This is a genomic window from Campylobacter sp. MG1, from assembly GCF_026616895.1.
Classification (GTDB): domain Bacteria; phylum Campylobacterota; class Campylobacteria; order Campylobacterales; family Campylobacteraceae; genus Campylobacter_E.
In genome coordinates this window covers 94,834-120,771 of sequence record NZ_JANYME010000004.1, presented here as the reverse complement: position 1 = coordinate 120,771, position 25,938 = coordinate 94,834, and the positions used below count along the sequence as shown (strand labels likewise).

At 27.5% G+C, this 25,938-nt stretch carries 24 protein-coding genes; 6 read left to right on the top strand and 18 right to left on the bottom strand.

Annotation, left to right across the window (positions count from 1 at the left end; genetic code table 11):
- Window positions 1–137: 137 nt before the first annotated feature.
- Genes NY022_RS04720 through dnaK form a run of 3 tightly spaced genes read left to right on the top strand, consistent with a single transcriptional unit; the run spans window position 138 to window position 3,361 of the window.
- Window positions 138–923 (top strand): hypothetical protein, encoded by a 786-nt coding sequence (locus NY022_RS04720; protein ID WP_214120281.1) that lies wholly within the window; start codon window positions 138–140, stop codon window positions 921–923.
- Entirely contained in the window at window positions 920–1,483 is a 564-nt protein-coding gene (locus tag NY022_RS04715; protein WP_214118832.1) for a nucleotide exchange factor GrpE, read from the top strand. Before NY022_RS04720 ends, NY022_RS04715 begins: the two co-directional genes overlap by 4 nt.
- Window positions 1,484–1,495: 12 nt before the next feature.
- Window positions 1,496–3,361 carry a molecular chaperone DnaK gene (dnaK, locus tag NY022_RS04710; RefSeq protein ID WP_267523964.1) on the top strand — a complete coding sequence of 622 codons (1,866 nt, stop codon included), beginning with the start codon at window positions 1,496–1,498 and terminating at the stop codon, window positions 3,359–3,361.
- 593 nt (window positions 3,362–3,954) lie between these two features.
- Here dnaK and NY022_RS04705 read toward each other — a convergent pair.
- The 14 genes from NY022_RS04705 to sstT form a co-directional block, all read right to left on the bottom strand.
- On the bottom strand, window positions 3,955–4,830 hold the full coding sequence (locus NY022_RS04705) for a DMT family transporter (protein ID WP_267523962.1): 876 nt from the start codon (window positions 4,828–4,830) through the stop codon (window positions 3,955–3,957).
- A gap of 8 nt (window positions 4,831–4,838) precedes the next feature.
- Window positions 4,839–5,165 (bottom strand): hypothetical protein, encoded by a 327-nt coding sequence (locus NY022_RS04700; protein ID WP_267523960.1) that lies wholly within the window; start codon window positions 5,163–5,165, stop codon window positions 4,839–4,841.
- Window positions 5,162–6,466, bottom strand: a complete 1,305-nt coding sequence (gene murC, locus NY022_RS04695) for a UDP-N-acetylmuramate--L-alanine ligase (RefSeq protein WP_267523958.1) — start codon at window positions 6,464–6,466, stop codon at window positions 5,162–5,164. The genes NY022_RS04700 and murC overlap by 4 nt, the downstream gene beginning before the upstream one ends.
- A 9-nt stretch (window positions 6,467–6,475) precedes the next feature.
- Entirely contained in the window at window positions 6,476–7,315 is an 840-nt protein-coding gene (locus NY022_RS04690; RefSeq protein ID WP_267523956.1) for a DMT family transporter, read from the bottom strand.
- The gene (locus NY022_RS04685; RefSeq protein ID WP_267523954.1) at window positions 7,312–7,968 is read right to left on the bottom strand and encodes a HesA/MoeB/ThiF family protein; all 657 of its coding nucleotides are present in this window, start codon (window positions 7,966–7,968) and stop codon (window positions 7,312–7,314) included. The genes NY022_RS04690 and NY022_RS04685 overlap by 4 nt, the downstream gene beginning before the upstream one ends.
- A complete protein-coding gene (locus NY022_RS04680; protein WP_267523952.1) occupies window positions 7,940–8,728 on the bottom strand; it encodes a carbon-nitrogen hydrolase family protein in 789 nt (262 codons plus the stop codon). The genes NY022_RS04685 and NY022_RS04680 overlap by 29 nt, the downstream gene beginning before the upstream one ends.
- Window positions 8,725–8,961: an exodeoxyribonuclease VII small subunit gene (gene xseB, locus NY022_RS04675; protein WP_267523951.1), complete on the bottom strand. Its 237-nt coding sequence runs from the start codon at window positions 8,959–8,961 to the stop codon at window positions 8,725–8,727. The genes NY022_RS04680 and xseB overlap by 4 nt, the downstream gene beginning before the upstream one ends.
- 51 nt (window positions 8,962–9,012) lie before the next feature.
- Window positions 9,013–10,680, bottom strand: a complete 1,668-nt coding sequence (locus NY022_RS04670; protein ID WP_267523940.1) for an ATP-binding protein — start codon at window positions 10,678–10,680, stop codon at window positions 9,013–9,015.
- Window positions 10,664–12,181, bottom strand: coding sequence for a long-chain-fatty-acid--CoA ligase (locus tag NY022_RS04665; RefSeq protein ID WP_267523938.1), 1,518 nt, complete (start codon window positions 12,179–12,181; stop codon window positions 10,664–10,666). The genes NY022_RS04670 and NY022_RS04665 overlap by 17 nt, the downstream gene beginning before the upstream one ends.
- 10 nt (window positions 12,182–12,191) lie before the next feature.
- Window positions 12,192–13,862, bottom strand: a complete 1,671-nt coding sequence (locus NY022_RS04660; RefSeq protein ID WP_267523936.1) for an OmpP1/FadL family transporter — start codon at window positions 13,860–13,862, stop codon at window positions 12,192–12,194.
- Between the two features lie 75 nt (window positions 13,863–13,937).
- Window positions 13,938–14,336 (bottom strand): hypothetical protein, encoded by a 399-nt coding sequence (locus tag NY022_RS04655; RefSeq protein WP_267523934.1) that lies wholly within the window; start codon window positions 14,334–14,336, stop codon window positions 13,938–13,940.
- Between the two features lie 10 nt (window positions 14,337–14,346).
- The gene (locus NY022_RS04650) at window positions 14,347–16,356 is read right to left on the bottom strand and encodes an ATP-dependent helicase (RefSeq protein WP_267523932.1); all 2,010 of its coding nucleotides are present in this window, start codon (window positions 16,354–16,356) and stop codon (window positions 14,347–14,349) included.
- Window positions 16,353–18,050, bottom strand: coding sequence for a M3 family oligoendopeptidase (locus NY022_RS04645; protein WP_267523930.1), 1,698 nt, complete (start codon window positions 18,048–18,050; stop codon window positions 16,353–16,355). The genes NY022_RS04650 and NY022_RS04645 overlap by 4 nt, the downstream gene beginning before the upstream one ends.
- 1 nt (window position 18,051) lies before the next feature.
- On the bottom strand, window positions 18,052–19,281 hold the full coding sequence (gene sstT, locus NY022_RS04640) for a serine/threonine transporter SstT (protein WP_267523928.1): 1,230 nt from the start codon (window positions 19,279–19,281) through the stop codon (window positions 18,052–18,054).
- A 154-nt stretch (window positions 19,282–19,435) separates the two neighbouring features.
- Between sstT and metK the strand changes: the two genes are divergently transcribed.
- A complete protein-coding gene (gene metK, locus NY022_RS04635; protein WP_267523926.1) occupies window positions 19,436–20,635 on the top strand; it encodes a methionine adenosyltransferase in 1,200 nt (399 codons plus the stop codon).
- A complete protein-coding gene (locus NY022_RS04630) occupies window positions 20,632–21,534 on the top strand; it encodes a lactate/malate family dehydrogenase (RefSeq protein WP_267523924.1) in 903 nt (300 codons plus the stop codon). Before metK ends, NY022_RS04630 begins: the two co-directional genes overlap by 4 nt.
- A 160-nt stretch (window positions 21,535–21,694) precedes the next feature.
- Here NY022_RS04630 and NY022_RS04625 read toward each other — a convergent pair whose 3' ends face one another.
- Complete coding sequence (locus NY022_RS04625; RefSeq protein ID WP_267523923.1) at window positions 21,695–22,480, bottom strand: prepilin-type N-terminal cleavage/methylation domain-containing protein; 786 nt, start codon at window positions 22,478–22,480, stop codon at window positions 21,695–21,697.
- A gap of 84 nt (window positions 22,481–22,564) precedes the next feature.
- Between NY022_RS04625 and NY022_RS04620 the strand changes: the two genes are divergently transcribed.
- The gene (locus NY022_RS04620; protein WP_267523921.1) at window positions 22,565–23,005 is read left to right on the top strand and encodes a low molecular weight protein-tyrosine-phosphatase; all 441 of its coding nucleotides are present in this window, start codon (window positions 22,565–22,567) and stop codon (window positions 23,003–23,005) included.
- Window positions 23,006–23,017: 12 nt separating this feature from the next.
- Here the strand turns inward: NY022_RS04620 and NY022_RS04615 are convergent, their stop codons facing one another.
- The 3 genes from NY022_RS04615 to NY022_RS04605 all read right to left on the bottom strand — a co-directional run bounded on the left by NY022_RS04615 (window position 23,018) and on the right by NY022_RS04605 (window position 25,935).
- Entirely contained in the window at window positions 23,018–24,280 is a 1,263-nt protein-coding gene (locus NY022_RS04615; RefSeq protein WP_267523919.1) for a dihydroorotase, read from the bottom strand.
- Window positions 24,281–24,282: 2 nt separating this feature from the next.
- Window positions 24,283–25,158, bottom strand: a complete 876-nt coding sequence (locus tag NY022_RS04610) for an aspartate carbamoyltransferase catalytic subunit (RefSeq protein ID WP_267523917.1) — start codon at window positions 25,156–25,158, stop codon at window positions 24,283–24,285.
- Window positions 25,159–25,317: 159 nt separating this feature from the next.
- Window positions 25,318–25,935 (bottom strand): hypothetical protein, encoded by a 618-nt coding sequence (locus NY022_RS04605; protein ID WP_267523914.1) that lies wholly within the window; start codon window positions 25,933–25,935, stop codon window positions 25,318–25,320.
- Window positions 25,936–25,938 lie beyond the last annotated feature (3 nt).

Here is a 25,938-nt window from a genome sequence, read left to right as displayed (position 1 = left end):
ATATACGAAATAATGTATAAAATATATGATTAAATAATTTTACTAAATTAAGTTGAGTGTATTAGACTAAATAGTTACTTGATAGTTAACAACTCAAGTGATATAATTCGTTTATCAATTTTAAGGTATGAGTGATAATGAGTAAAAAAACTGATTTTATACTAGAGCAAATGATTAAAGCTTATTTAAGCGAGCAAAATCCAATTGGCTCTATGTTATTGCAAGATAGTTTGAATGTTCCTGCAAGCACTATAAGAGTTTATTTTAAACAACTTGATAGTGATGGTTATATTTCAAAACTTCACGCAAGCGGTGGAAGAATTCCTACTCAAAAAGCTATGAAATATTATTGGAAGCAATTTTTTAATTATGAATTAAATTCTAAATTAGAATTAAACTCAACTTTAAATTTATTAAGAGTTGCTAACGAGAATGATTTGTTTTTCCTTATTGTTGATAACAAAAAAATATTTTTAAATGATATTTTAAACATTGAAAATAGATTTATTATTTTAGATTTTATAGAAAATAGGGTTTTGATTGATTTTAACGATGAATTAAATATACTTTTTAATCAGTTAAAAGGATACGAGATAAATGATATTAAGACGATTTTATATAGATTAAATTTAATAAATACTTTAAGTGATATTGAAAATTCTTTTAAAAATAAAATTAAATTTATATGTGGAGAAAAAATTTTTGCAAATATTGTAAAACTTTCTTCATTTAGTTCTATTATGAATTTAAAGTTACTTGATTATTTTACTAATAACTTGATTTATGATGAGCTATTTTTACCTGATTTTATGGGAGTTAAATTAGATTGTAATTATATGCAAAATAAAAGCTCTTTAATAATTGCAGGTAGTATTTTTACAGACTATGAAAATGTTTTAAATCAATTAAGGGAGGCGATATGAGCGAAAAAGCCACGCAAGAAGAAAATGTAGTAAATAACGAAGAAGTTTGCGAATGCAATGAAAATTGTGAATGCGAACAAAATGAGTTAAGTAATGAAGAAATTGCTTTAAGAGCAGAGCTTGATAAGGCAAATGAAGAATTTGCAAAATTAAAAGACGCTTATCTTAGAGCTAATGCAGATTTTGAAAATTATAAAAAACGCTTAGAAAAAGATAAGCAAAGTGCTGTTTTATATGCACAAGAAGGATTGCTTAAGGATTTAATACCTGTTTTAGACGCATTAGAAAATGCTAGTAATTTTGAAGCAGATGATGAGTTTTCAAAACAACTTAAACAAGGTATTGATAATACTTTAAGTTTATTTAAAAATATCCTAGCAAAACACGGAATTAAAGAAATCGTAGCTAATGAAGGTGATGAATTTGACCCTAGTTATCACGAAGCTATGATGCATGTTGAAGCAGAGCTTGAACCAAATTGTGTTGCAGCTATGTTTCAAAAGGGTTATATGATAAATGACAGAATAATTAGAGCTTGCAAAGTAAGCGTATCAAAATAAAAGGAGAAAATTATGGGAAAAGCAATAGGTATAGATTTAGGAACAACAAATTCATGTGTAGCAATTTATGAGCGTGGAGAAAAAAAAGTAATTCCAAATAAAGAAGGAAAAAACACAACTCCTTCAATAGTAGCATTTACAGATAAAGGCGAAGTTTTAGTAGGTGATAGTGCAAAACGCCAAGCAGTAGCAAACCCAGAAAAAACAATTTATTCAATTAAAAGAATTATGGGTCTTATGATGAATGAAGACAATGCTAAAGAAGCGGCAAAACATTTACCTTATAAAATAGTAGATAGAAATGGTGCTTGTGCGATAGAAATTGCAGGTAAAACTTACACTCCACAAGAAATTTCTTCAAAAGTTTTAATGAAACTTAAAGAAGATGCTGAAAGCTATTTAGGAACATCTGTAACTGATGCAGTAATTACCGTTCCAGCATACTTTAACGATGCACAAAGAAAAGCTACTAAAGAAGCAGGTCAAATCGCAGGATTAAATGTATTAAGAATTATAAACGAACCAACCGCAGCAGCTCTAGCTTATGGTCTTGATAAAGTAAGTGCTGAAAAAATTGCAGTATATGACCTAGGTGGTGGGACATTTGACGTTACAATCTTAGAAACTGGTGATGGTGTTGTAGAAGTTTTAGCAACTGGTGGTAATGCGTTTTTAGGTGGAGATGATTTTGATAATAAATTAATTGATTTCTTAGCAACTGAGTTTAAAAATGAGCAAGGAATTGATTTAAGAAATGACAAAATGGCGTTACAAAGATTAAAAGAAGCAGCAGAAAACGCTAAAAAAGAGCTTTCAAGCACAAATCAAACTGAAGTGAATTTACCATTCATTACAGCTGATGCAACAGGTCCAAAACACCTTGTAAAAACAATCACAAAAGCTCAATTTGAAGGAATGATTGACTCACTTGTGGCTGAAACTATCACAAAAATCAATGAAGTTATAAGTGAAGCAGGAATTAGCAAAAACGAGATTAAAGAAGTAGTAATGGTTGGAGGTTCAACTCGTGTGCCTTTAGTTCAAGAAGAAGTTAAAAAAGTATTTGGAAAAGAACTAAATAAAAGCGTAAATCCTGATGAAGTTGTTGCAATGGGTGCTGCTACTCAAGCAGGAATTATTCAAGGTGATGTAAAAGATGTGCTTTTACTTGATGTTACTCCACTTAGTCTTGGAATTGAAACTTTAGGCGGAGTTATGAGTAAAATCATAGAAAAAGGTGCAACAATTCCTACTAAAAAAAGCCAAACATTCTCAACTGCAGAAGATAATCAAAGTGCAGTTACTATTAATGTTTTACAAGGTGAGCGTGAGTTTAGCCGTGATAATAAATCTCTTGGTAATTTTAATCTTGAAGGTATCCCAGCAGCTCCAAGAGGTGTGCCGCAAATTGAAGTTACATTTGATATTGACGCAAATGGTATTTTAACGGTAAGTGCATTAGATAAAGCAAGTGGTAAAGCTCAAAATATTACAATCACAGGTTCAAGCGGATTAAGTGATGAAGAGATTAAAAATATGATAAACGAAGCTGAGAAAAACAAAGAAGCTGATAAATTAAGAAGAGAAATAGTAGATGCGAAAAATCAAGCTCAAAGCCTAGTTCATCAAGTTCAAAAAAGCCTAAATGATTTAGGAGATAAAGTAGAACCTGCGATTAAACAAGAGATTGAAGGTGCAATAAATGAGCTAAATGATGTAGCAAATAACGAAAATGCAACAAAAGCTCAAATAGATGAGAAAATGAAAAAACTAAGCGACGCAAGTCATAAATTAGCTGAAAATCTTTACAAAAAAGATGATAGTAAAGACGCTAAAAAAAGCGAAAAAGATGATGCAGTAGATGCAGAAGTAGAATAATAATTTATAAAAACTAGTCTTACAAGGATTTATCCTTAATTTTAGGAATTTCAATTTGAAATTCCTAATTTAAATTACTTACTTATTTACAAACAAATAATAATTTTAATTATTTTAAGTATTATGGTTATAATCAATTTTTATTTTTTATTAATAAAATAGCTTGTAAATATTATTAATATTTGAATTAAAAAATTAAATAATAATAATTTAAAATAACTTGCTAATATTTTAGTAATATTCTAAAGATAAAAAAGTAAAACTTTCAAAATTGTTATAACAAAGAAAAGCCATAAAAATAAGATAAAAATTACGCTAAATATTCGCAATAATTAACTAATGAATAAAATAAGATTAAATAAAGATATTTTATAGAAAGAAATTTTATGTGATATTTACAATAAGAAAAAAGTAAATCGTAATAAAAATCTATAAATTATCATAAAGACAAAACAATTAACTCATTAATTTAAAATATCTTTATGTTTTAAATTATTATTTTTATAAAAAACATTTTTGTATTATTTATAAATTAATTATATAAATTTAAAACTAAAAAATCTATTCTATAAATAATTATAAAATACACATATTTATTTTTTTGATAATATTAAAACACCAGCTAATATAAAAAAACAAGCACATAATTTTATAACTGTAACACTTTCTCCTAAAATAATTACTCCACCTATAACACCAGTTAATGGTTCAAATGTAGTAATAATTGCAGCCATATTTGCACCTATATACTTAATACCTACTTGTAAAAATGATAAAGCTATAACATTACATAATAATGCAAAAAGCAACGATAGTATCCAAGCTTTAGGAGTTAAATTATAAAAAGTAAGCTCATTAACAACACTACCATAGATAAAAATAGATAAACCAGAAAATACACTTACATAAAAAGAAATTTTAAATGGATTTTCACTTTTTAAACCACACTTATCCATATAAATTATATAAAAAGCATAAGTAATACCTGAAGCTAAAGCAATAATTAAGCCCTTTAAAATACCACTAGAAATTTGTGATAAACCACCTATTGCACTTACAAAAAAACACCCTACTCCAACCATTGCTAAAAACAAAGCTAAAATATTTTTACTATTAATTTTTTCTTTATAAAAAATAACCATACCTAAAAATACAAATAATGGATATGTAAAATGCAAAGGCATTACTATACCAACATCTACATAAAATAATGCGACATTTAACATAAGTGCTGTCAAAGCATTACCTAAAATACCTAAAAGTACTAATGAAAATAATTGATTTTTGTTTATTTTAAAACTAACTTTTAATGCAAACATCATTACTAACAAAAAAGGTAAAGCAAAAAAATTGCGTAAAAAAGTTAATATTATAGGGTTACTACCACCATCATTAAATGTTAATGGTGCTATACTAAAAGCTAAACCAAAACTAATGCCAGACAGGGCACATAAAATAATACCTTTCAAATTAATTCCTAAATTTCACACTTAAACATATTTGTTTTTTCATAAGTTACATTATCAATAAAAACTGAAGTTCCATTATTAAAATTATGCGTTTTTTTATTGACTTTAACACCACTACAATCCAAAATTTCATCATTCATATAAGCATTTAATATTTTTTGTTTTAAAATCCCCTCAGAATTATCAAATGCTGTATAAATAAAAGCAACTAATGAACTAATAATTATAAAAGACATTACAAAAATATATAATTTAGAACCTAACTTTTCCTTATAATAAATGCAAACACCAATTAATGCAAAAAACAATATTAAAAATATTGCAAATCTAATCATTTTAAGCCCCTTAATTTATAGGTCAAATCACCTGCGTTAAATCCAACCACTACGCCTTTATCTAAAGTAATTTCTCCTAAATTACTAAATAATTTTAAAGAATTATTAACTCTTTTTATATCGTCTATGAAACAAGCATTAGGAAAATGCTTAGCTAAATCAATTTTAATTTCATCTTCATTAGCACTATAAACAGGCAAAATAAATAGCTTTGAAAAACCTTCAAAACAAGTTTTAAAACCTTCTAAATTATCAAGCAATCTTGTGTATTTATGCGGTTGCCAAATCGCTATAGTATCATCTAAATTTAGTGCTTTTGCATAAGAAAATATGCCTTTTTTAGTCTCTCTTACTTCGGTTGGATGATGAGCGTAATCATCAATTATTACAAAATCCTTACTAGCATATAAAACATCAAAACGCTTTTTAATACCACAAAAATCTTTTAAATTTTGCTTAATCTCACTTAGGCTTAGTCCAACACACCTAGCAGCAAGTATTGCTAAAGCAGTATCAATAGCTATACATTCGCTATGACCTTGCACGCTAAAGCGACCAAAATCTCTTAAATCAAAAGATATAAAAGGCAAATAATCCTTAACTTCAAATTCTAAGTTTTTAATATCTTCGCTAGGCACTAGCCTTTCACAATCTAAATCAATTGTAGCTAAAAACTCATCTTCAGCATTAATTACTCTAATTTTGCTTTGTTTTAAAAAGTCTGTATAAGCTTTATAAAAAGCGTTTAAATCGTGATTATAATGCTCTAAATGTTCAGGTTCAGCATTAGTTACTATACTTAAAGCAGGATTTAAATTCAAAAACGAACTATCACTCTCATCAGCTTCAAAAACTAATTTTTCACTAGTTTTATACACCATATTTTTACCAGCTCTTTTATCCACTGCACCGATTATAAAAGAGCTTTGCAAAATATTTGCTAGGATACTACTTGTAGTGCTTTTGCCGTGTGCACCTGCAACTGCAAAAAGCATTTTGTTTTCTAAAATAAGTGGCAAGGCTTCTTTTCTTGATAGAACTCTTATACCTAGTTCTTTTGCTTTTTTTATTTCAGGATTGTTTTCACGAATTACTGCTGAATGCACTACTAAATCAATATCATTGCTTAAATTTGATGCACTATGACCTATAAAAACCGCAATTCCTTCTGCTCTTAATTCTTTTACTAATTCACTCTCATAAACATCGCTTCCTAAAACACTAATTCCACGCTCATTTAAAAATCTAGCCAACGCACTAAGACCAATGCCACCAATACCGATAAAAAATATTTTTTTCATAAAAATCCTTTAAGAAAATGCTAGAGCAATCAAAATTAACCCTGCTCCTATGATTTGTAAAGTAGTAAAAATTTCACCATAAAAATAACCTAAAATTCCAGCTGATATTGGTTCTAACAATAGCAATATAGCAACTTTTTCAGCACTTAAATATTTTTGAGCATAATTTTGTGCAAAGAAACAAAAAATGGTTAAAACTAAAGCAGCAGCAACAATATATAAAAAAACATCTAAATTTTTAATAGGAGATACACTTAATTTATCCAAAAATATACTAGCTAAAAAACATAATATTACACAACCCAAAAATTGAAAAAATACAAATGTATTTAAATCATTATCCTTTAAATACCTCGTATTTAAAATTATCAATAAACCAAAAAAGAAAGCACAAATTATAGAAAAATATTCACCTATTCCAAAATTATTTAAATTCGCATCACTAAAGAAAAACATTCCTATACAAGCAATAAATGATAATAAAACTGCTTTTATACTTATTTTTTCTTTATTTATAATGAAATTTAAAAATGGTACGATAATTACACTTAGTCCAGTTAAAAAAGCAACACTTGAACTTTGTGTATGAGGCAAAGCTAAAGTTTGAGTAACAAATGCTATACCCATACAAATTCCAGTAATTATTCCGCAAAAATAAGTTTTCTTATAATGTAATAAAATATCTTTTTTAGTAATAAGAAAAAAAACTATAGCAGATATGAAAAATCTATAAAATAAATACTCATATACACCACTAGTTTCTAATATCCACTGTGTAGGTTTAAAAGAAAGTCCCCAAACAATAGCAGCAAATGCTAATAATAAAAAGGCTCTAATTTGAATACTCATAAATTAAACTTATTTAAATTTATAATATCTTTTGATATATCAAAATAATAAACATAATTAATTTTAACATCATAACCTGCTAAATATTTTAAGGCTAAAGATGAAGCTAGACATGCACTCAGCATAACCATAGGAGTAGTTTGTGGTTTAACTCTTTTTACTTCTTTATTAAATAAAAATTCCTTTTCCTTAATAATTCCAAAATTTATAAAAAATTCTTCAACACTAGCATACACCCAAGCAATATTATTTTTTTTAGCATAAGTATCAATTACAAGTCTAGTTTCTACATTATCAGTTGCATCCATTATCAAATCAACATTAGGATAAGTATCAAAAAAATCGCTTGCATTCATAACCAAAGGAGTAATTTTTGTATAACTTCTATTTTCTAATTTTTTAAAACAATCAACCTTAAATTTATTTTCATCATCAAATGAAAACATAATTTGTCTTTGTATATTACTAACGCTAACTATGTCAAAATCAACTATAATAATTTCTTTTAATCCAACACTTCCTAAAGCATAAGCTATTGTGCTACCCAAGCCACCTGCACCTATAATAGCTACCCTTTTGCCAAAAAGATTATTTTGTTTATCTTTTAATAATAATTCTTGTCTGTTATAAAACTCTTTTACCAATTCTATCACTCACTTCTTTAAATCTCCAAAAATTAGCGGCACTATTAAATTTATCAATTTCGCTAATTAAAACTTCTTCATTTTCACCTAATTCTTGGATAATATCACCATATCCATTACACAAAAAAGAGCCACCGTAAAAAGACCATTCATAATCATCTACCATAACACTACCTATACGATTAACTCTTAAAATATTAATATTTTTTAAAAAAGCTCTCATTTTGATTAATTCCATCCAACGAGAATTACTACTATATGTATTTGCGGTAGGGACTATTAGCAAATCTAATTCACTAGCTTTTTTAAAAAATTCATCAAAATGTACTTCGTATCCAAATAATACGCCAATTTTAAAATTATCACATTTAAAAGTATGTAATTTACAAACTTTATTAGTAACCTGAAAAAAATCAGCCTCATTCCAATGAGAATAAGGCATAAAAATCTGCTGGTCAATATATTTGACATTGCCATTATTAGCTATCAAACAAGTTTTTTTTAATTGTTTATTTAATGGTAAAATAACTGGCGCAACTATACAAATATTATAATTTTTACTATATTCTTTTAAAGCATTTATTTTTATTGTACTTTGCTCTTTAATTAAGTTATGTGGTATATTCTTTAGTTCTGTAAAAAAACTATTTAAAACATACTCTCCCATAGCCACTAAGCGAACACCTTTTTGTTCACAAATTCTCAAATAATAATCAAGTCTAGCATTACTTAATGGTTGGGTACTTAATTGCAAAGCAGCTATTTTCAAAATATAGCCCCATGATCAGCATAATAAATTTCTCCTGATTTTTCACCATCTTTATTCTGACTAACATTTTCAATTTCTTTAGTAGCCTCATCTAATAAAGTTCTAGCTTCGCTAATTAGTTTAATACCTTCTTTATATGCATCAACTAATTCAAATAATGGTGTATTTTCATCTTCAATAATAGCCATCTTTTCATCTAAAATTTCACATATTTCTTCATAAGTTTTTTTCATATCTTTCTCCTTAATATTAAATTAAAATAAACTTTCTTAAAAAATAAAATACTAATTAAACCCCATTTTGATATCCTTAGAAAAATCACTTTCTAATTCTTTTTTAATATATGATACAAAATCATTAACCCTAAAGATTCCATCTTGTTGTGCTATTTTAATAGCAGTATTTTTTATAATCATCTTAATTTGTGCACCACTTAACTCATAATCAAGTAAAGTATCTAATTTAAAACCACTCTCGTATGTAGCTTTCTTAGGAAGATGTAATTTCCAAATTTTTTCTCTTTCATCCTTTGTAGGATTACTAAATTTAATTTTATATTCAAATCTTCTTGAAAACGCTGGGTCTAAACTATCTAAAAAGTTAGTTGTAGCTATTACAATACCATCAAATTTTTCAAGTTGTTCTAAAAATATATTTTGCATTTGATTATGCATTAATTCACTTCCATGACTTGCAACGCTTCTAGTGCTTAAAAACTGGTCAGCCTCATTTAATAATAAAATAGGACGATTTTTAATATTTTTACAAATTTCTTTGTAATTATCAAAAATTGCTCTAACATTTTTTTCACTTTCACCAACATATTTATCTAATACTTTAGAACAATCAAGCGTTATAATTTCTCTTTTTAAAATTTTTGCTATATAACTAGCACTTATTGTTTTTCCAGTACCTGGAGGACCATAAAAAATAATATTTGCCCTTAAAATATCGTCCTTTACTATACCCCATTCTTTTAATCTCTTAGCTACACTCTTGCTTAAGCGCTTTTTTAAATTTGTAGCTAATTCACTAACATCTTTACTTAAAACCAAATCAACTTCACTGATATCTAAATATTCAAAAAAGCCCATATTTTCAACAATAGATTTTAAATTATCACCCTTATTAGGATAAAAATATTTTATACTATTTTCACCCAAAATAAATCTATTGTCATTGCCAAAATATTCTATTAATTCATTACTTAATAATTTTGAATCCTCACTCAAAATCTCATAATTTTTTATCTTATCTATTTGATAAGGGCTTATTAAATTTAATAATTCTTCATAGTGTAAAGGTTTTTTAGAACCTGTAAATTCCTCTTTTGCTAACGCCATTAAAACCAAAACTTCTTCTAAATTTAAGCCAAATTCCTTCATTAATTCATTAAAAGGATTATAAAAATTATGACTATTTTTTAATCTTGAATTAATTAAATCAAATCTTAAATCGGCTGTTAAAAATTCTAACTTGATTCTAGCATCTATCATATCAAAGCAATCATTAAGATATATATTCAAATCATTATATGGCTTACTCTTATACTCTAATAATTCACTATCGCTTATTAATTTAGCATTATCAAATTCGTTCGCTAATCCAAAATAAATATGTGCATATCTTGTCAATGCTAATGATTGAAATAAAATTAATCCTGAATTATCTTTATAATTTATTTGTTTTCCAGTAATTTCTTGTATAAAATTATTATCATAAAGTTCTACAAAACAAGGCAAATACGATATATAATCCCTACTATCCTTTACGCCAAACGCTTCTTTTACAATTAAATTAAATTTGGTACCAAAATTTGATTGTATAGTTTTATCAAGCATAACCCTTAAAACTTCACATGAATCATCACTAATACCATCTTTTTTTAATTTATTATATAATTCACACTCTTTATAATTTTCCGATAAAAATTCTTTAATTTTTTCCAACATTCAACTCTTTTTTTAATTCTTTTTTTAAAACTTTTCCAGCCGCATTTTTCGGCAGTTCATCTCTAAAATATATTGTTTTAGGAACTTTATAATTTGCTAGACAACTTCTAACATGTTTTTGTATATCCTTAGCTAAAAGTTTTTTACCTTCTTTTAAACAAACATACGCTACAACACTCTCGTCAAGCTCTTCGTCCTTAGCACCTATAACAGCACAAGTTTCAACTTCTTCTAAAGTTAATATCACATCCTCTATTTCTCTAGGATAAATATTAATTCCTTTAGATATGATTATGTCTTTTTTTCTATCTACAATATATATAAAACCATCATCATCAACTCTAGCAATATCACCGGTTTTAAGCCAATCGCCTTCTATAGATTCGCTAGTTAATTCAGGTTTATTATAATATCCTTGCATAACACAATCACCTTTTACTATAAGCTCACCAGTTTCTCCAGCAGCTACTTCTTTTAAATCATCATCAACTATTTTAACCTGATAGCCATATAAAGGTAATCCTACTGAATTAACTTTTTGCTTATCTATACGATTAACTGAAACAACAGGAGAACATTCACTAAGTCCATAACCTTCTAATACACTAGTTCTTTTAAATTTATCTTTATAATATCTAAGTGTAGTTTCACTTAAAGCACTAGAGCCTGATACTATAATTCTAATTTTATGAAACCACATAAAATACCAAGGTAACTTTGCTTTCATTAATGCATTTAATATTACTGGTACTGAAAATAATATCGTTACTCTTTTAAATAAAATTTGCTTTATAACATTTGAAAACGGTAAAACTGAACGCTCAATTACTAAAGAACAGCCACTTAATAATAATAATAAACATACAGCGGTTAGAGTAAAACTATGAAACATAGGTAAATATGCAATAGCTCTATCTTTACTATTTACATTAAAATCACGCCTTATAGAATTTATATTTGATAAAATATTTTTATAGCTCAATAATACACCTTTAGGAAGCCCAGTAGTGCCTGATGTATAAATTATATGAACATTATCATTAATACAAGCTTTGCTTTCGTAGTTATATACTGGAGCAAATTTTAAATAACTTGATAAATAACCATCTTTAACTTCCATATCAAAAGAATGCATTATTAAAATATCACTATAAGTATCTTTTAAAGCGATGGCTTCAGGTATTCCATCGCTTATAATCAACAACTTTGCATTACAATCTTTTATAATATAACTATACTCATCTTTTTTAAGCATTGTATTTATTGGAACTGCAACTGCACGCATAGAAGTAATAGCAAAATATAAAATCATAAATTCTTTACAATTACTCATAATAAAAGCTACATTATCCCCACTCTTAACACCATTATGTTGTAAAAAAGCTATCATTTTATCAACTAAAAGTTTTAACTCCTTAAAAGAAATCTTACCATTAGCATCAAAAATAGCTGTACGATTTAGCTTGGAGTATTCTTGTAAATATTCATAATAATTTTGCACTTCTTATCCTTTAAAATTCGTAATTTATACCTAAATTTATAATTTGATTTGATTGGCGAGAAAATTTACCACTAGAATACAATAATAAATTATCAACATTATTTATTTCTATATCAGCATAATGCTGATAAGCACCTGATAAACTTAAAGTTAATTGCTTATCAAACCTATATTCAACGCCAGCTGAATACATATACATTCTACTATCCTTTGCTAAGAAGCTTATTTTTTGTCTTCTTACTGGGCTATCTTCAGTAGCAAAACCCAACATAAACGATAGCTCATCACTATAATTATATCTATAGCCTAAGCTAATTAATGTGGTATCTTTATATCCTTGATCAAAACTTTGCTTAATAAAATTAGCTAATATATACTCTTGTATTTGTTTGCGTTCATCTGGACTTAAACTAGCTGCTAATTTACTAGCTTCTGTTATAACTTTAATAGGGTTAAGTTGTTCACCATCTTTACATAAATCTTGTTGTTTACATGCTTCACCTAACTTATAAGCCAACTCTTGTAATTTACCTGGCATATTTGGAACATTTATATCTATGCTAAGCTCTTTACTCTTTTTCCAAAATGTCCTACCTATATTAAACATAAATTCATGCTTTCCATGTTCATAAGCTATACCTAAATTTACATTTGCAGGATAAAGCATACTAGTAGCCATAGGTCCACTATAATGAACTGTATCATCTTGTGATTTTTGTGGTTTACCTGTAATAGGATTTACAGTTTCGGTTATAACAGAAGCATATCCTATAGCCATACCAAGCAACTCACCCATTTTTTTATTATCACTAGGGTTTATATTTTCTAATGAACTAGGGATTAATGAATACATAAAATCATGCATGGCAAATTTAGACATTTTAAAATCAAAATTACCCCTAAAACGATTATTATGTGATGAATTGTATAACAATGAAAAACTCAACTTATTATCAAAATAATCAGGTCTATATGTAGCTGATAATGAATATCCTAATGTGTATTTTGTATCAGCCTTTCCACTACCGCTATATGCAAAACTAGGATATATATTTTGAGAAACTCCATTATCATCATAAACTGTCAAAATAGGTTTACGACCATCAACTGGAACATATCTTGGATTTTTCGCATTGTCTTTTATTAAAGAATACTTAACTTTAGCATAATTTACTTTCAAACTAGCACCAAAACTCAATTCACTACTAGCCTTGTAAGCATAAGATATAGCAAGAGTTCCGCCACGAATATCCATAGTATCTATTAATGCTTTAGCATAATCTCCATTCCAGCCATAAACAGCTGCAAAATCTGAATATCCGGCAAGTCCTACATAGTGTCTATCATTAATAGGATAAACCGCAGCAATAGTAGGTAAAAAAAATGTAAATTCCTTACCATGTGTATCACTTGCATTTAAATAAGGCTTACCATTTACTGTTTTTAAATTATTTTTATATCTAGAACCACTAATATTATAATAATTAATACTAGTATGAAGCCTAGGTTTATCGCCTAAAAATGCCATATTCGCTGGATTAATAAAAGCAGCATCAGCACTAAAGCTTTTTGCAAGGTTCGAGCTAGATAAAGCTACACCATCTGAACTTAGATGGACAAGCCTATAATTTGAAGCTAGTAAGCTACCACTAACAACAAATGATAAGATTATCTTATTCATTTATTAAACATTTCCTCAAAATAAATTTAAATAAAACTTGTATTCTAACTGAATTTTATTAACCCATATCTTAATCTAATTGATATTTATTTGTATGTTACCATTTTTCTTATTATTGGATTTTGCCTTATATGGTTTGCCATTTTCATAGACTTTTATATCTATTCCGTCGCCTTTCTTTTTCTCTACTACTTCTGGGATAGGTTCTTCTATAACCTTTTCTTCTTCATCATCTTCTAATAAAAACTTAAAAAATTTTTTAAGTTTTTTTTGTTTTTTCTCGTCAAGTTCATTAAACATTTTTCCAAACTCATCAATTTCATTAGGTTTTTCAACATTTGTATTATCTAAATCATCAGGTATCGTAGGGTCTTGCCAATTAGGACTAGCATCTAATGGCGGAGTATCACCAGGATAATCAAGTGTATAAGCAAAAACACTAAAAGCAAAAAACAGACAACATAATATTTTCATAATCACCCTATTAAATTAATTTTATAAAATCTTTATTTATTTTTTTAATATTCCCTTGAAAATTGACACTTATTGTATTACCATCAGTTCCTACAACCTTACCTATGCCAAATATTTTATGAGATACTAAAGAATTTATTTTAAATTCATCATAACTTTCAATTAATTTTTCTTTTTTTTCTTCTTTTTTAAACATTATTTCAGTTACAAAAATACTAGGATTTGTTAAATCATATTGTAAATAAAATTTCTTTTTTGCTCTAGTAATTGCAACATATAAAAGTCTTCGCTCTTCTTCTATATCTACATTTTTAATATAAGTGCAAGGCATTTTGCCACTATCACAATCAATTAAAAACACATATTCAAACTCAAGTCCCTTACTTGCATGAATACTTAAAAGATTTATACATTCATTACTTTCTCTTAAAATTTGCTCTTGTAAAACAATTTTATTTAATAAATTTGTAAGCTTTGTGATATCAGCATTAAAGCCACATTCTCTTCTAACAATATCAAAAAATAATCCACAATTTTCTTCTCTAATCTTTACATTATCAAATAATTTATGAACTTCTAAGTCTAATAATTTATTCAAAAATAAAGCAAATTTATCCTGTGTGCTAGTAAATAAATCTACAAACATTTCTATTTCTTTATTTTTAAAAATTGCTAAATTATCCTTTAAACTCTCAAATAAAGAATGCTTTGTAGCGATACTTTCAAGTTTTTGTAATGCCTTTTCTCCAAATTTTCTTTTAGGCATATTTATGATTTTTCTAAAAGCAATATTATCATTATGATCAACATAAAGTCTTAAATAATTTAAAAGCAATTTTATCTCAGCTCTTTCAAAAAACGGCACTGAACCTATAACTTTATAAGGTATATTTTCACTAATTAATCTCGGCTCCATAAAATTTGCGCTCATATTCATTCTATAAATAATACAAATTTCATTATGTTTTACGCCACTATCAATCAATCTTTTAATCTCATAAACTACTTCATAGTGATTATCAAGTTTGCTAATATTATCATCATAAGTATTATTTGTAAAAAGTTCTTTTCCATATCTTGATTTATTGTTTGCTATCACGCTATTTGCGTGTTCTAGGATAGTTTTAGTACTTCTATAATTTTCTTCAAGTTTTATAATTTTTGCGTCTTGAAAATCATCAGAAAATCCTAATATATTTTGAACTCTTGCGTGGCGAAATGAATAAATACTTTGATCATCATCGCCAACAACAACGATATTTTGATGAGCCTTACATAATAATTTTAATAATTTTAATTGAGCTAAATTTGTATCTTGATACTCATCTACCATTATATAAGAATATTTTTCACTAACTCTTTTTGCCATAGCTGGATTATCTTTTAAAATATCGTGTGGTAAAACGATTAAATCATCAAAATCAATTAAATTACTACTTGCCAAAATACTTTCGTAATCTAAATATATTTCATGAAAAGAATTTAATGATTCAAATTCTAAAGTATTTTTTACTTTTTCTATATAAGAAAGAGCAAATTTTGTTTGCTCACTTAAGTATTCTCTTTCTTCTTTTAATATTTCTGCATCTTTTTTTTGTAAAAAATTTGGGTCGTTTAATTTAATCCTATCCAAAACTAAATTTTTTACAATGTCTTTCTTATCATCGGTATCAAGTAATCTATAATTTTTTCGCCTACGACCATCAAGTAATTCTACATATTCACTTAAAAAATCCATTCCAAAACTATGAAAAGTGCTAAGAATTGGCAATTTACCATCAAAACCTATTTCATTTAGCATTTTTATAGCTCTTTCTTTCATTGAAGCTGCGGCTTTATTTGTAAATGTAAGGCTTAAAATTGATTCAGGGCTAATTCCAACTTCACTTATTAAATAGACTAATCTGCTAATCATTGTTTGGGTTTTGCCAGTTCCAGCACCAGCTAAGATTAATAAACTTCCATCTACAAATGTAGCGGCTTGTTTTTGAGCAGGATTTAGTCTATCTAAATAATTCATTCGCAAAATTCCTTAACCATTTTAGCAATTTCATTAATTCCTAATTGCCAAAACTCATCACTATTTAAATCAAGTCCAAAAAGTCCTACCAATTCAGCCGGAGAGCGACTTCCGCCACTTGCTAAAAATTCTGTATAAAGCTCTACGAAATTAGCACATTTTCCACTCTTATAAAGCCCAAATAATGCTAAAACTAATAATTGTGCGTAAGAATACGCGTAGCAGTAAAACGGCGAATGGATAAAATGTGGGATATAGCTAAACCAATATTTGTATTTTTTGCGTAGTTTTACGCTACTACCAAACATTTTTTGTCCTTCAGCTAGCCATAAGTCGCAAAACTCATCAACACTTAATTCACCTTCGTGATTATGTAGAGCGATTTCGTAATTTGTAAAATTAATTTGTCTAAAAAATGTTGCGAATATATCTTCAATTTTACTTGCTAAAAGTGCTTTTTTATCCTTAGGGCTAAGTGTATCTTTAATAGCGTCATAAACTAGCATTTCAGCAAAAACACTAGCAGTTTCAGCTGTAGTTAGCGGAGTATTTGCATTAAAATACCCTAGATTTTCTCCTGCTAGACTTTGATGGATTAAATGCCCTAATTCGTGTGCTAAAGTGAATAAATCTCTTCTATTATTTGTATGATTTAGCATTACAAATGGTTGAGGATTTATGCCATAGCTAAATGCTCCACTACGCTTATTTTTAGCAGGGTATACATCAAGGGCTTTATTATCAAGTGCTTTTTGCATAAGTTCAGCAAATTTTGGGCTAAATTTATTAAAAGTATCTTTTACAACTTTACAAGATTTCTCAAAATCCCAATCATTGCTAATATCATCATAAAGTGGAGCGTATCTATCATAGTCTTTTAATTCTTTAAGACCTAGAATTTCACGCTTTTTATTGTAATAATTTTCTACTAAATGATAATTATTTTCGGCTGCTTTTATTAGGCTTTTTACACTTTCATCTTCAATTTGATTACTCAAATTCCTTGCTTGCATAGGATTTTCATAGCCCCTTAGCTCGCATTCACTTAAGTGATTATTTTTAATCATATTAAAAATAAAGCATAGAGTTTTTATATTTTTCTTAAGTCCTTTTGTAAGTGCATCGGCTGCTCTTTTTCTTAAAGCTCTATCAGGGCTATAAAGTTTGCTTAATAGTTCTTCTTCGCTGATTTTTTTTAAATCAAGTTTAAAGGTAATATTACTTAAGTATTCATCAAATAATCTTGAAAATGCTTCTTTACCATTTATATTCATTTTCATAAATACTTGCTCGTTGCTTTTGCTTAATTGATATTTTTTAGCTTTTAGCCAATTATTTAGCATATATGAATATTTTTTACAATTATTTGCAATTTCTTGTGCGTTTTCTAATTCGCAAAACTCAATTTCAAAAAACACCAATTTACTTTCAATATTAGTGCAAATTGTGCTTATTTCTTGTAAAAACGCTCCATTTGCACTATCTTTTGCAAAATGTAAATACGCATAAGCTCCAGCACGGCTTAACTCATTATAAATGCTTTCTAATTTTGAAATGATATTTTCAAATTCTTTTTCATTTTTTAAATTATTTTCGTATTTTAAAGCAAAATCGTTTGCTTGATTTTCTAAATCTTTTAAAATTTTATATAATTCTTCTTTGTTTTTATAAATTATACTTAAATCCCATTCCATTTTATACCCTACTTATATCAACTTCAGTATCTGAGCAAATTGCTGAAAATAATACATCAGTAGAACTATTTAAAGCTGTTTCAACACTATCTTGAATAACTCCAATTATAAAGCCAACCCCAACTACTTGCATAGCAATATCATCATTTATCCCAAATAATGAACACGCTAAAGGAACAAGTAAAAGTGAGCCACCAGCAACCCCACTAGCTCCACAAGCAGCAAATGCAGCTAAAAAGCTAAGCAATAAAGCCTGTGTAAAAGTAATATTAAGACCTAATGTATGAACAGCAGCAAGTGCTAAAATAGCTATCGTAACAGCAGCTCCAGCCATATTAATTGTAGCACCTAGTGGAATTGATACTCCATATAATTCTTTATCAACATTAATTTTTGAACATAGTGCCATATTTACAGGAATATTTGCAGCTGAACTTCTTGTAAAAAATGCATAAATTGCTGAGTGTTTTATGCAAACCCAAACTAATGGATAAGGATTTTTTCTAGTAACCATGAATACCATTAATGGGTTAATTATAAATGTAATAAAAAGCATAGTGCCAACTAAAACAAACAATAATTGAATATAATTTGCCATAGATTCAACACCAGCAGTTTTAACACTATCACTAACAAGACCAAAAATACCAAATGGTGCAAGGCGAACTATAAAACGAACAACTTTTACTACACTTTCATTTAAGTCAATTAAAATTTTTTTAGCTTCTTTTGAACTTGATTTAAGAGCAATTCCAGCAGCAATAGCCCAAGTTAAAATTCCTATATAATTGCCTGTTACAAGGGCATTAACAGGATTATCAACCATTTTAAAAATTAAGTCTTTAAATACTATTGATATACTTGCAGGTGGGGTTATACTTACACTATTTGAAATTTGCAAATGCAAAGTTGTAGGGAATAAAAAACTAGCAATAACAGCACAAACTGATGCTAAAAATGTTCCAATTAAATATAAAATTATAACTTTTCTTAATTTTTTAGTTCCATTACCATATTCACGAGTAGATATAGCACTTAAAACTAATATAAAAACCAGCATAGGCGCAATAGCCTTTAAAGCCCCAACAAATAAACTACCCATTAAAGATGTAAAATCAACAAAATCAGGAACAAATAACCCAACTAAAATACCTAAAACAATACCGATTAAAATTTGTATAATTAAATTTGTACTCTTATACCTTTTAACCATAGAAGCTAAAACATTCATACTTTCTCCTTTTAAAAACGCTTAATATATCAAATATTAATTAAAAATTATATTAATTTTTAAGGATGATTATATTAATATAAAAATTTGTCTTACAAAATATTAACTATTAATAATAAAATTAAAACAAATAAATTTAGTTTAAGGATAATAAATGTATTTATTTACAAGTGAAGTAGTAAGTGCAGGACACCCTGATAAATGTGCTGATATCATTGCTGATAGCATTGTTGATTTGCATATAAATTATGATAAAAACGCTCGCGTTGCTAGTGAGGTTTTTGTCGCTGGAAAGAATGTAATAATTGGTGGAGAGATTAAATCTAATTTAAAGGTTAGTGAAAGTGAATATGAAGAAGTAGTTAAAAACGCTTTAATTAAAATAGGTTATAAAGAAAATTCTCATTTTAGCAAGGCTGAATGCTTACACCCAAGTGATGTTAAAGTGCAAGTGTTATTAAACGAGCAAAGTAATGATATTAATCAAGGCGTAGATCAAGAAAGTGGAGAAATAGGAGCAGGTGATCAAGGTATGATGTTTGGCTTTGCAAGTAGCGAAGCACCTGAATTTATGCCTGCTGCGATTTTTTATGCGAGAATGATTTGTAATAAAGTATATGAATATGCTCTAAATAATCCACATGAATTTGGAGTAGATATTAAAACTCAAGTTACAATTGATTATGAGAGCAAGGAAAATTATGAAAATTGTAAGCCTAAAAAAATCCATACAATAGTAGTTTCAGCTCCAAGTGTAAGTAGCCTAAGTCTTGATGAAGTTCGCTCAAAAATTATGAATTTAATTTGTAATTCGGGCTTACCAAAAGAGCTATTTAATAAAGATGATTGCATTATTTATATTAATCCAACAGGAAGATATGTAAACCACTCAAGCCTTCACGATAGTGGCTTAACAGGAAGAAAATTAATAGTGGATAGTTTTGGTGGATATAGCCCAATAGGAGGAGGTGCACAAAGCTCAAAAGATTACACAAAAGTTGATAGAAGTGGGCTTTATGCAGCTAGATATGTAGCAAAAAATATAGTTGCAAGTGGCTTAGCTAAAAAATGTATAGTGCAAATTAGCTATGCAATAGGAATTGCAAAACCAATTAGCGTAAATGTTGATTGTATGGGGACAAATGCAAGTGTTGATGATAATATTTTAAGTGCATTTGTTGAAAGAAATTTCGCATTAACTCCTAGATGGATTAAAGAAAAATTTAGATTAGATGAGCCTAGTAAAGCTGGATTTTCTTATGCTGATGTTGCAACTTATGGGCAAGTTGGAGTTGCAAGTTATCCTTGGGAGCAGCTTGATAGTATTAATATTTTTAAAGGATTATTAAAATGAAATCAGTGGGAATTATAGGAATTGGTGCTGTTGGTTCGGCCGCAAGTTTTATGCTAAGTTCTCGTAATATTGCTAATGAGCTTATACTATATGACAAAATAGAAAATTTAGCTTTAGCCTCTAAAATGGACTTAGAAGATAGTTTAGAATATACAAATTCAAATACTAAAATCAAAGCTGCAAAAAATCTTTCTGAACTAATAAAGTGCGATATTATAGTATTATCATTTACTACTTGCATAATGCAAGATAGAACTTTTGAATTAAGAAGGAATTATGAAGCTCTAAAAGATATTATATTAGAACTTGATGGCTTTGCTGGAATTTTTGTAATAGCAACAAACCCAAATGATAGTATAGTATATTATGCACAAAAACTAAGCAAACTACCATCTTTTAGAGTTTTAGGAACAGGGACTTCGCTTGATAGTGCAAGATTAAAAATACATATTGCAAATGATTTAAATATAAATTATAAAAGTTTCAACGCCTATATGTTAGGTGAGCATGGTGATACTCAATTCATATATGAAAGTCAAATTAGAATTGCTGATAAAAATTTAAATGAAATATATAAAAATTTAAAGCTAAACATAAATGAATTAGAAAACGATACTAGATTTAAAGGTGGAAAAATTTTTCAAGTTAAGAAAAAAACCGAATTTGGTATAGGTAGTACAATAGCTAGAGTAATTAAAGCTATATTTGAAGATGAGAATTTAATAATACCTTTAAGTTTTGCTCAAGGAGATTTAGCTTATTCAAGACCTGTTATTTTGGGAGAAAATGGCATAAAAAAGGTATTAGATTTAAATTTAAATAATGAAGAAAGAGAAAAATTAGAAATTTCAAAAGATTATATAAGAAAAACTATAAATTCAATAGTTAATTTTTTATAGTTAAATAATTTATCAATTCTAAATATATAAATTTAGAATTGATACTTAAAACATTTTATATTCATAAATAATACATTTTATAAAATAAAACGAGACTACAATAAATTATAAAAATAGTTTTTAAAAAATATTTTAAATCTTAAGGTATAAAATAATTACTTTATTTTAAAATTTCATGACAGTACACATTTTTACCTTTATTAGTCCATAATAATTGACCATTACTATCATTTTTAGGGATATCTCCTATAGAATATTTTCCATCAAATAAAATACAAATAGAATTATCTTTATCAAATTTATCATCTTTTAAACTAAGCCCTACTACGAATTTATCAGCAACTTTAAAACTATAATTTCTCTTAGCATTATATGTTATAGCATTCATTTCGCCAAATTCATCAAACATAATAGTACTAACACTTTTAGGACTAAATTTATCCACATAAAATAAATTAATATACTTAATTCCAAACTCTTGGGTTAAATTTGTTCTATCGGTATAATCACTATCTAAAGCACTTATGCCAGAAAATCTAGCACCTAAATATTTACTATTATTTATATAATCTTTTGCAACTTCTTTTAAATCAGGATTACCAGTATGCGTTCCACTAAAATCCGAAAATATGGTATAACCATAATCTTTATCTTTGCTTTTACACTTGTATGTTTTGCCACTTTTTTCATTTGCTATACAATGAATTCTAAACTGCCAATATGATTTATAATAATCGCTATCTATAAAAAGCAAACTACTAGTTTTTAAATAAACATCACTCGTTAATGATAAACTTTTAGCATATCTAATATCATTTAAAACACTATAAGCTGCATACTTTAGCGAATTTATATGTATTTTACTAATCGCAATACTTGATAAAATAGCTGATACAACAATAACAATTACTAATTCAACCAAAGTAAAGGCTTGTTTATTATTCATAATAATTTCTCACTAAAATTAAATTGTAAATTTAATATTTATAATACATTATTAAAATTTAATTAATCTTATTAAAGGCAATTTATGAAAATAATTTTTGTTTGTTTAGGAAACATTTGCAGATCACCTATGGCTGAGTTTATAATGAAAAACTTGTGCAAAAATACAAACTATACAATAAGTAGCGCTGGAACTTCTGGTTATCATGATGGAGAAGATATGCATATAAAAACTAAAGAAATTTTACTTCAAAACAATATAAAATGTGATGGTTTTATATCTAAAAAATTAGATAAATTTCACTGTCAAAACAACGATTTAATACTAACCATGGATGAAAGTAACTATAATTTTATAACTACAAATTTTTCAAATTTTAAAGATAAAGTAAAACCATTATGTAATTATTGCGATTTAGGTTATAAAAATGTTCCAGATCCTTGGTATACTGGTAATTTTAACGAAGTTTATACCGTCATTAATAATTCTTGTAAAAATTTATTAAAAGAATTAGATAAGTGTTAGCATATCTAACACTTAAATATCTTTAAAAATAATTTTTCCATCACAAATTGTAAGCTCTACTTTTGAGCTTAATACACTTCCTAAATAAGGCGTATTCTTGCCTAAACTAACGATTTCATCTTCTTTTAATTCCCAAGTTTTATCTAAATCAATTACTACAATATCAGCTATCGAACCAACTTTAAGCTCCCCTGCATTTTCTAAATTAAATATTTTTTTAGGATTAGTGCTAAAAGCGTTTAGAATTGTCTCAAGTTTTACTAAATTAGTTTTTACTAATTTTGTATAAAGCAATGAAAACGCAAACTCACTTCCTATAATTCCAAAATAAGCCTTATTAAATCCACCTTGCTTTTCGTCTTTTGAATGTGGTGCATGATCTGTTGCTATTACTTCAATTATGCCTTCATTTAAAGCATTTATTAAATAATCTCTATCAGATTTGCTTCTTAAAGGCGGATTCATCTTCCACATTCCATTATCTTCTTTAATATCTTCATCACAAGAAATTAAATGATGTGGAGTTACTTCACAACTTATATTTACTCCAAGTTTTTTGCCAAACTCAACCATCGCAACACTTTCTTTAGCACTTATATGGCATACATGATAATTTGAATTGCATTCTTTACAAAGCAGCATATCTCTTGCAACTTGCACGCTCTCGCTTGAACTTGAAATTCCTTTAATTCCTAATTTTTTAGACTGAACTCCATCGTGCATATGACCGCCTTCAACTAGGTCTAAATCTTCGCAATGCGCAATTACATATTTATTTAATTTCGCACATTCTTTCATTGCATCTTTCATAATTTTTGCATTTGCAACACCTCTTCCATCATCGCTAAACGCAAAAACAAAAGGAGCTAATTGGCTAAAATTAACTAAGCTTTGACCTTTTTCTTCCATAGTAATAGCTCCATAAGGAAGAACTTTCATACAAGAATCTTTTTGAATTAAATCTAATTCAAGTTTTAAATTCTCTAAAGTATCAGGCACAGGTTTTAGATTTGGCATAGCACAAGCTGTAGTAATTCCACCTTTTGCATTCGCCATTGAGCCTGTTTTTATACTCTCTTTATGTGAATATCCTGGCTCTCTTAAATGCTGATGAATATCAATAAAACCTGCACTAACAAGCTTACCTTTAACATCAATTATTTCTCCACTATAATCAATATTAGGAGCTATTTTTACTATTTTTTTACCTTCAATTAAAATATCAGTTTTAACAAATTTATTATCTATAAATGCATTACAATTTTTAAGAAGCATTTTTAAAGCCCCTCAAAAACATAATCAAATATCGCCATTCTAGCAAATACACCATTAGTCATTTGTGGGAAAATTTTAGATTTTTCACATTCAACCAAGCAACTATCAATCTCTACCCCACGATTAACTGGAGCTGGATGCATTATAATTGCATTATCTTTTAATTTTTTATAATTATCAACTTTTAATGCAAAATCAGCTCTATAAGTATCTAAATCAAATTCTTTTACAGTGTGCCTTTCATGTTGAACACGAAGCAACATACAAACATCCAAATCACCTATAATTTCATTTAATTTATAATATTCACTAAACTGACTATCTTGGTAAATGCTAGGTGCTACTAAAAACACTTTTGCACCTAATTTTTCTAATGCAATTTTATTTGATTTTGCTACACGAGAATTTTTAATATCCCCTACTATACCAACTTTCAAGCCTTCAAAAGTTCCAAATTGTTCATAAATAGTAACAAGGTCTAACAAACATTGTGATGGATGTTCTCCGCTACCATCTCCAGCATTTATTAAACAAGTGTCAATACCTATTAATTCATTATAATATTCATTAATAGAATGTCTTATGACTAAGGCATCTACACCTAAACTAGCAAAAGTTTTGCAAGTATCATAAAATGTCTCTCCTTTATTGATGCTAGATGTATTTGCATAAAAATTTAACAACTTACAACCAAGCTTATTTTCAGCTACTTGAAAGCTCATTTTTGTTCTAGTTGAATCTTCTAAAAACAAATTTGCTACAATTTTATTTTCATATTTTGTATAAAATTTATCGTTATTTTTATAATAAATTGCTCTATTTATTAAAGCAAAAACCTCATCGTTACCCAAATCTTTCATCTTTAAAAAATTACGCATTGTCCTTCTTCTCCCACGAGAGTAAGGTCTAACCGCCAAAATAATGATGTAAATTTACGGATTTTAATTTGTAAGATATATAGAAGTTTAAAAAAATCTGTTTATGATACAATATTAATCTTAAAATAAACTTAAGTAAGCATAAAGCTTACTTAAAAATTAAAATGAATATCCTAAGACAACTCCAGTAACACTACCTTTACCCAAAATACCTTTTTCATAACCTAACTTAGCACCAGCATAAACTCCACCATCAAAGATATATCCTAAACCTAAATTAGCTTCATATTTTGTTCTAGTATCAAAGTCATAATCAAAATAATGTGTAGCAAAAGCACCAAGACTTAAATAAACATTATTATTAAATACGTTCATATTATTAACACCTACTTTTGCACTGAAACTACCTTCACTATTATCATCATCTTTTAAATTAAAATAACCAAAACCTGCTAAAAAATTAACTGATGAATTTGCAACTGAATTAGGTAGATAAAAACTATAACCAAGCATTGCATTAAAGTCATTAACTTTAGCTTTATCACCATTATCTTTATTCTTAACTTTGCTATATTTATAATCACCTTTAAATACTATTGATGAATCACTATCACTAAGCTTAAATGTATCTATACCAAGACCAAATGAATTAGCTCTAATTTTTACACCATCATATTTTAAATTAGAATAATCATAATCTACATGAGCAAAATTAGCAGAAAATAAAGCTTGACTCAAAGCACCTACACAAATTAAAGAATAAAAAAACTTTTTCATAAA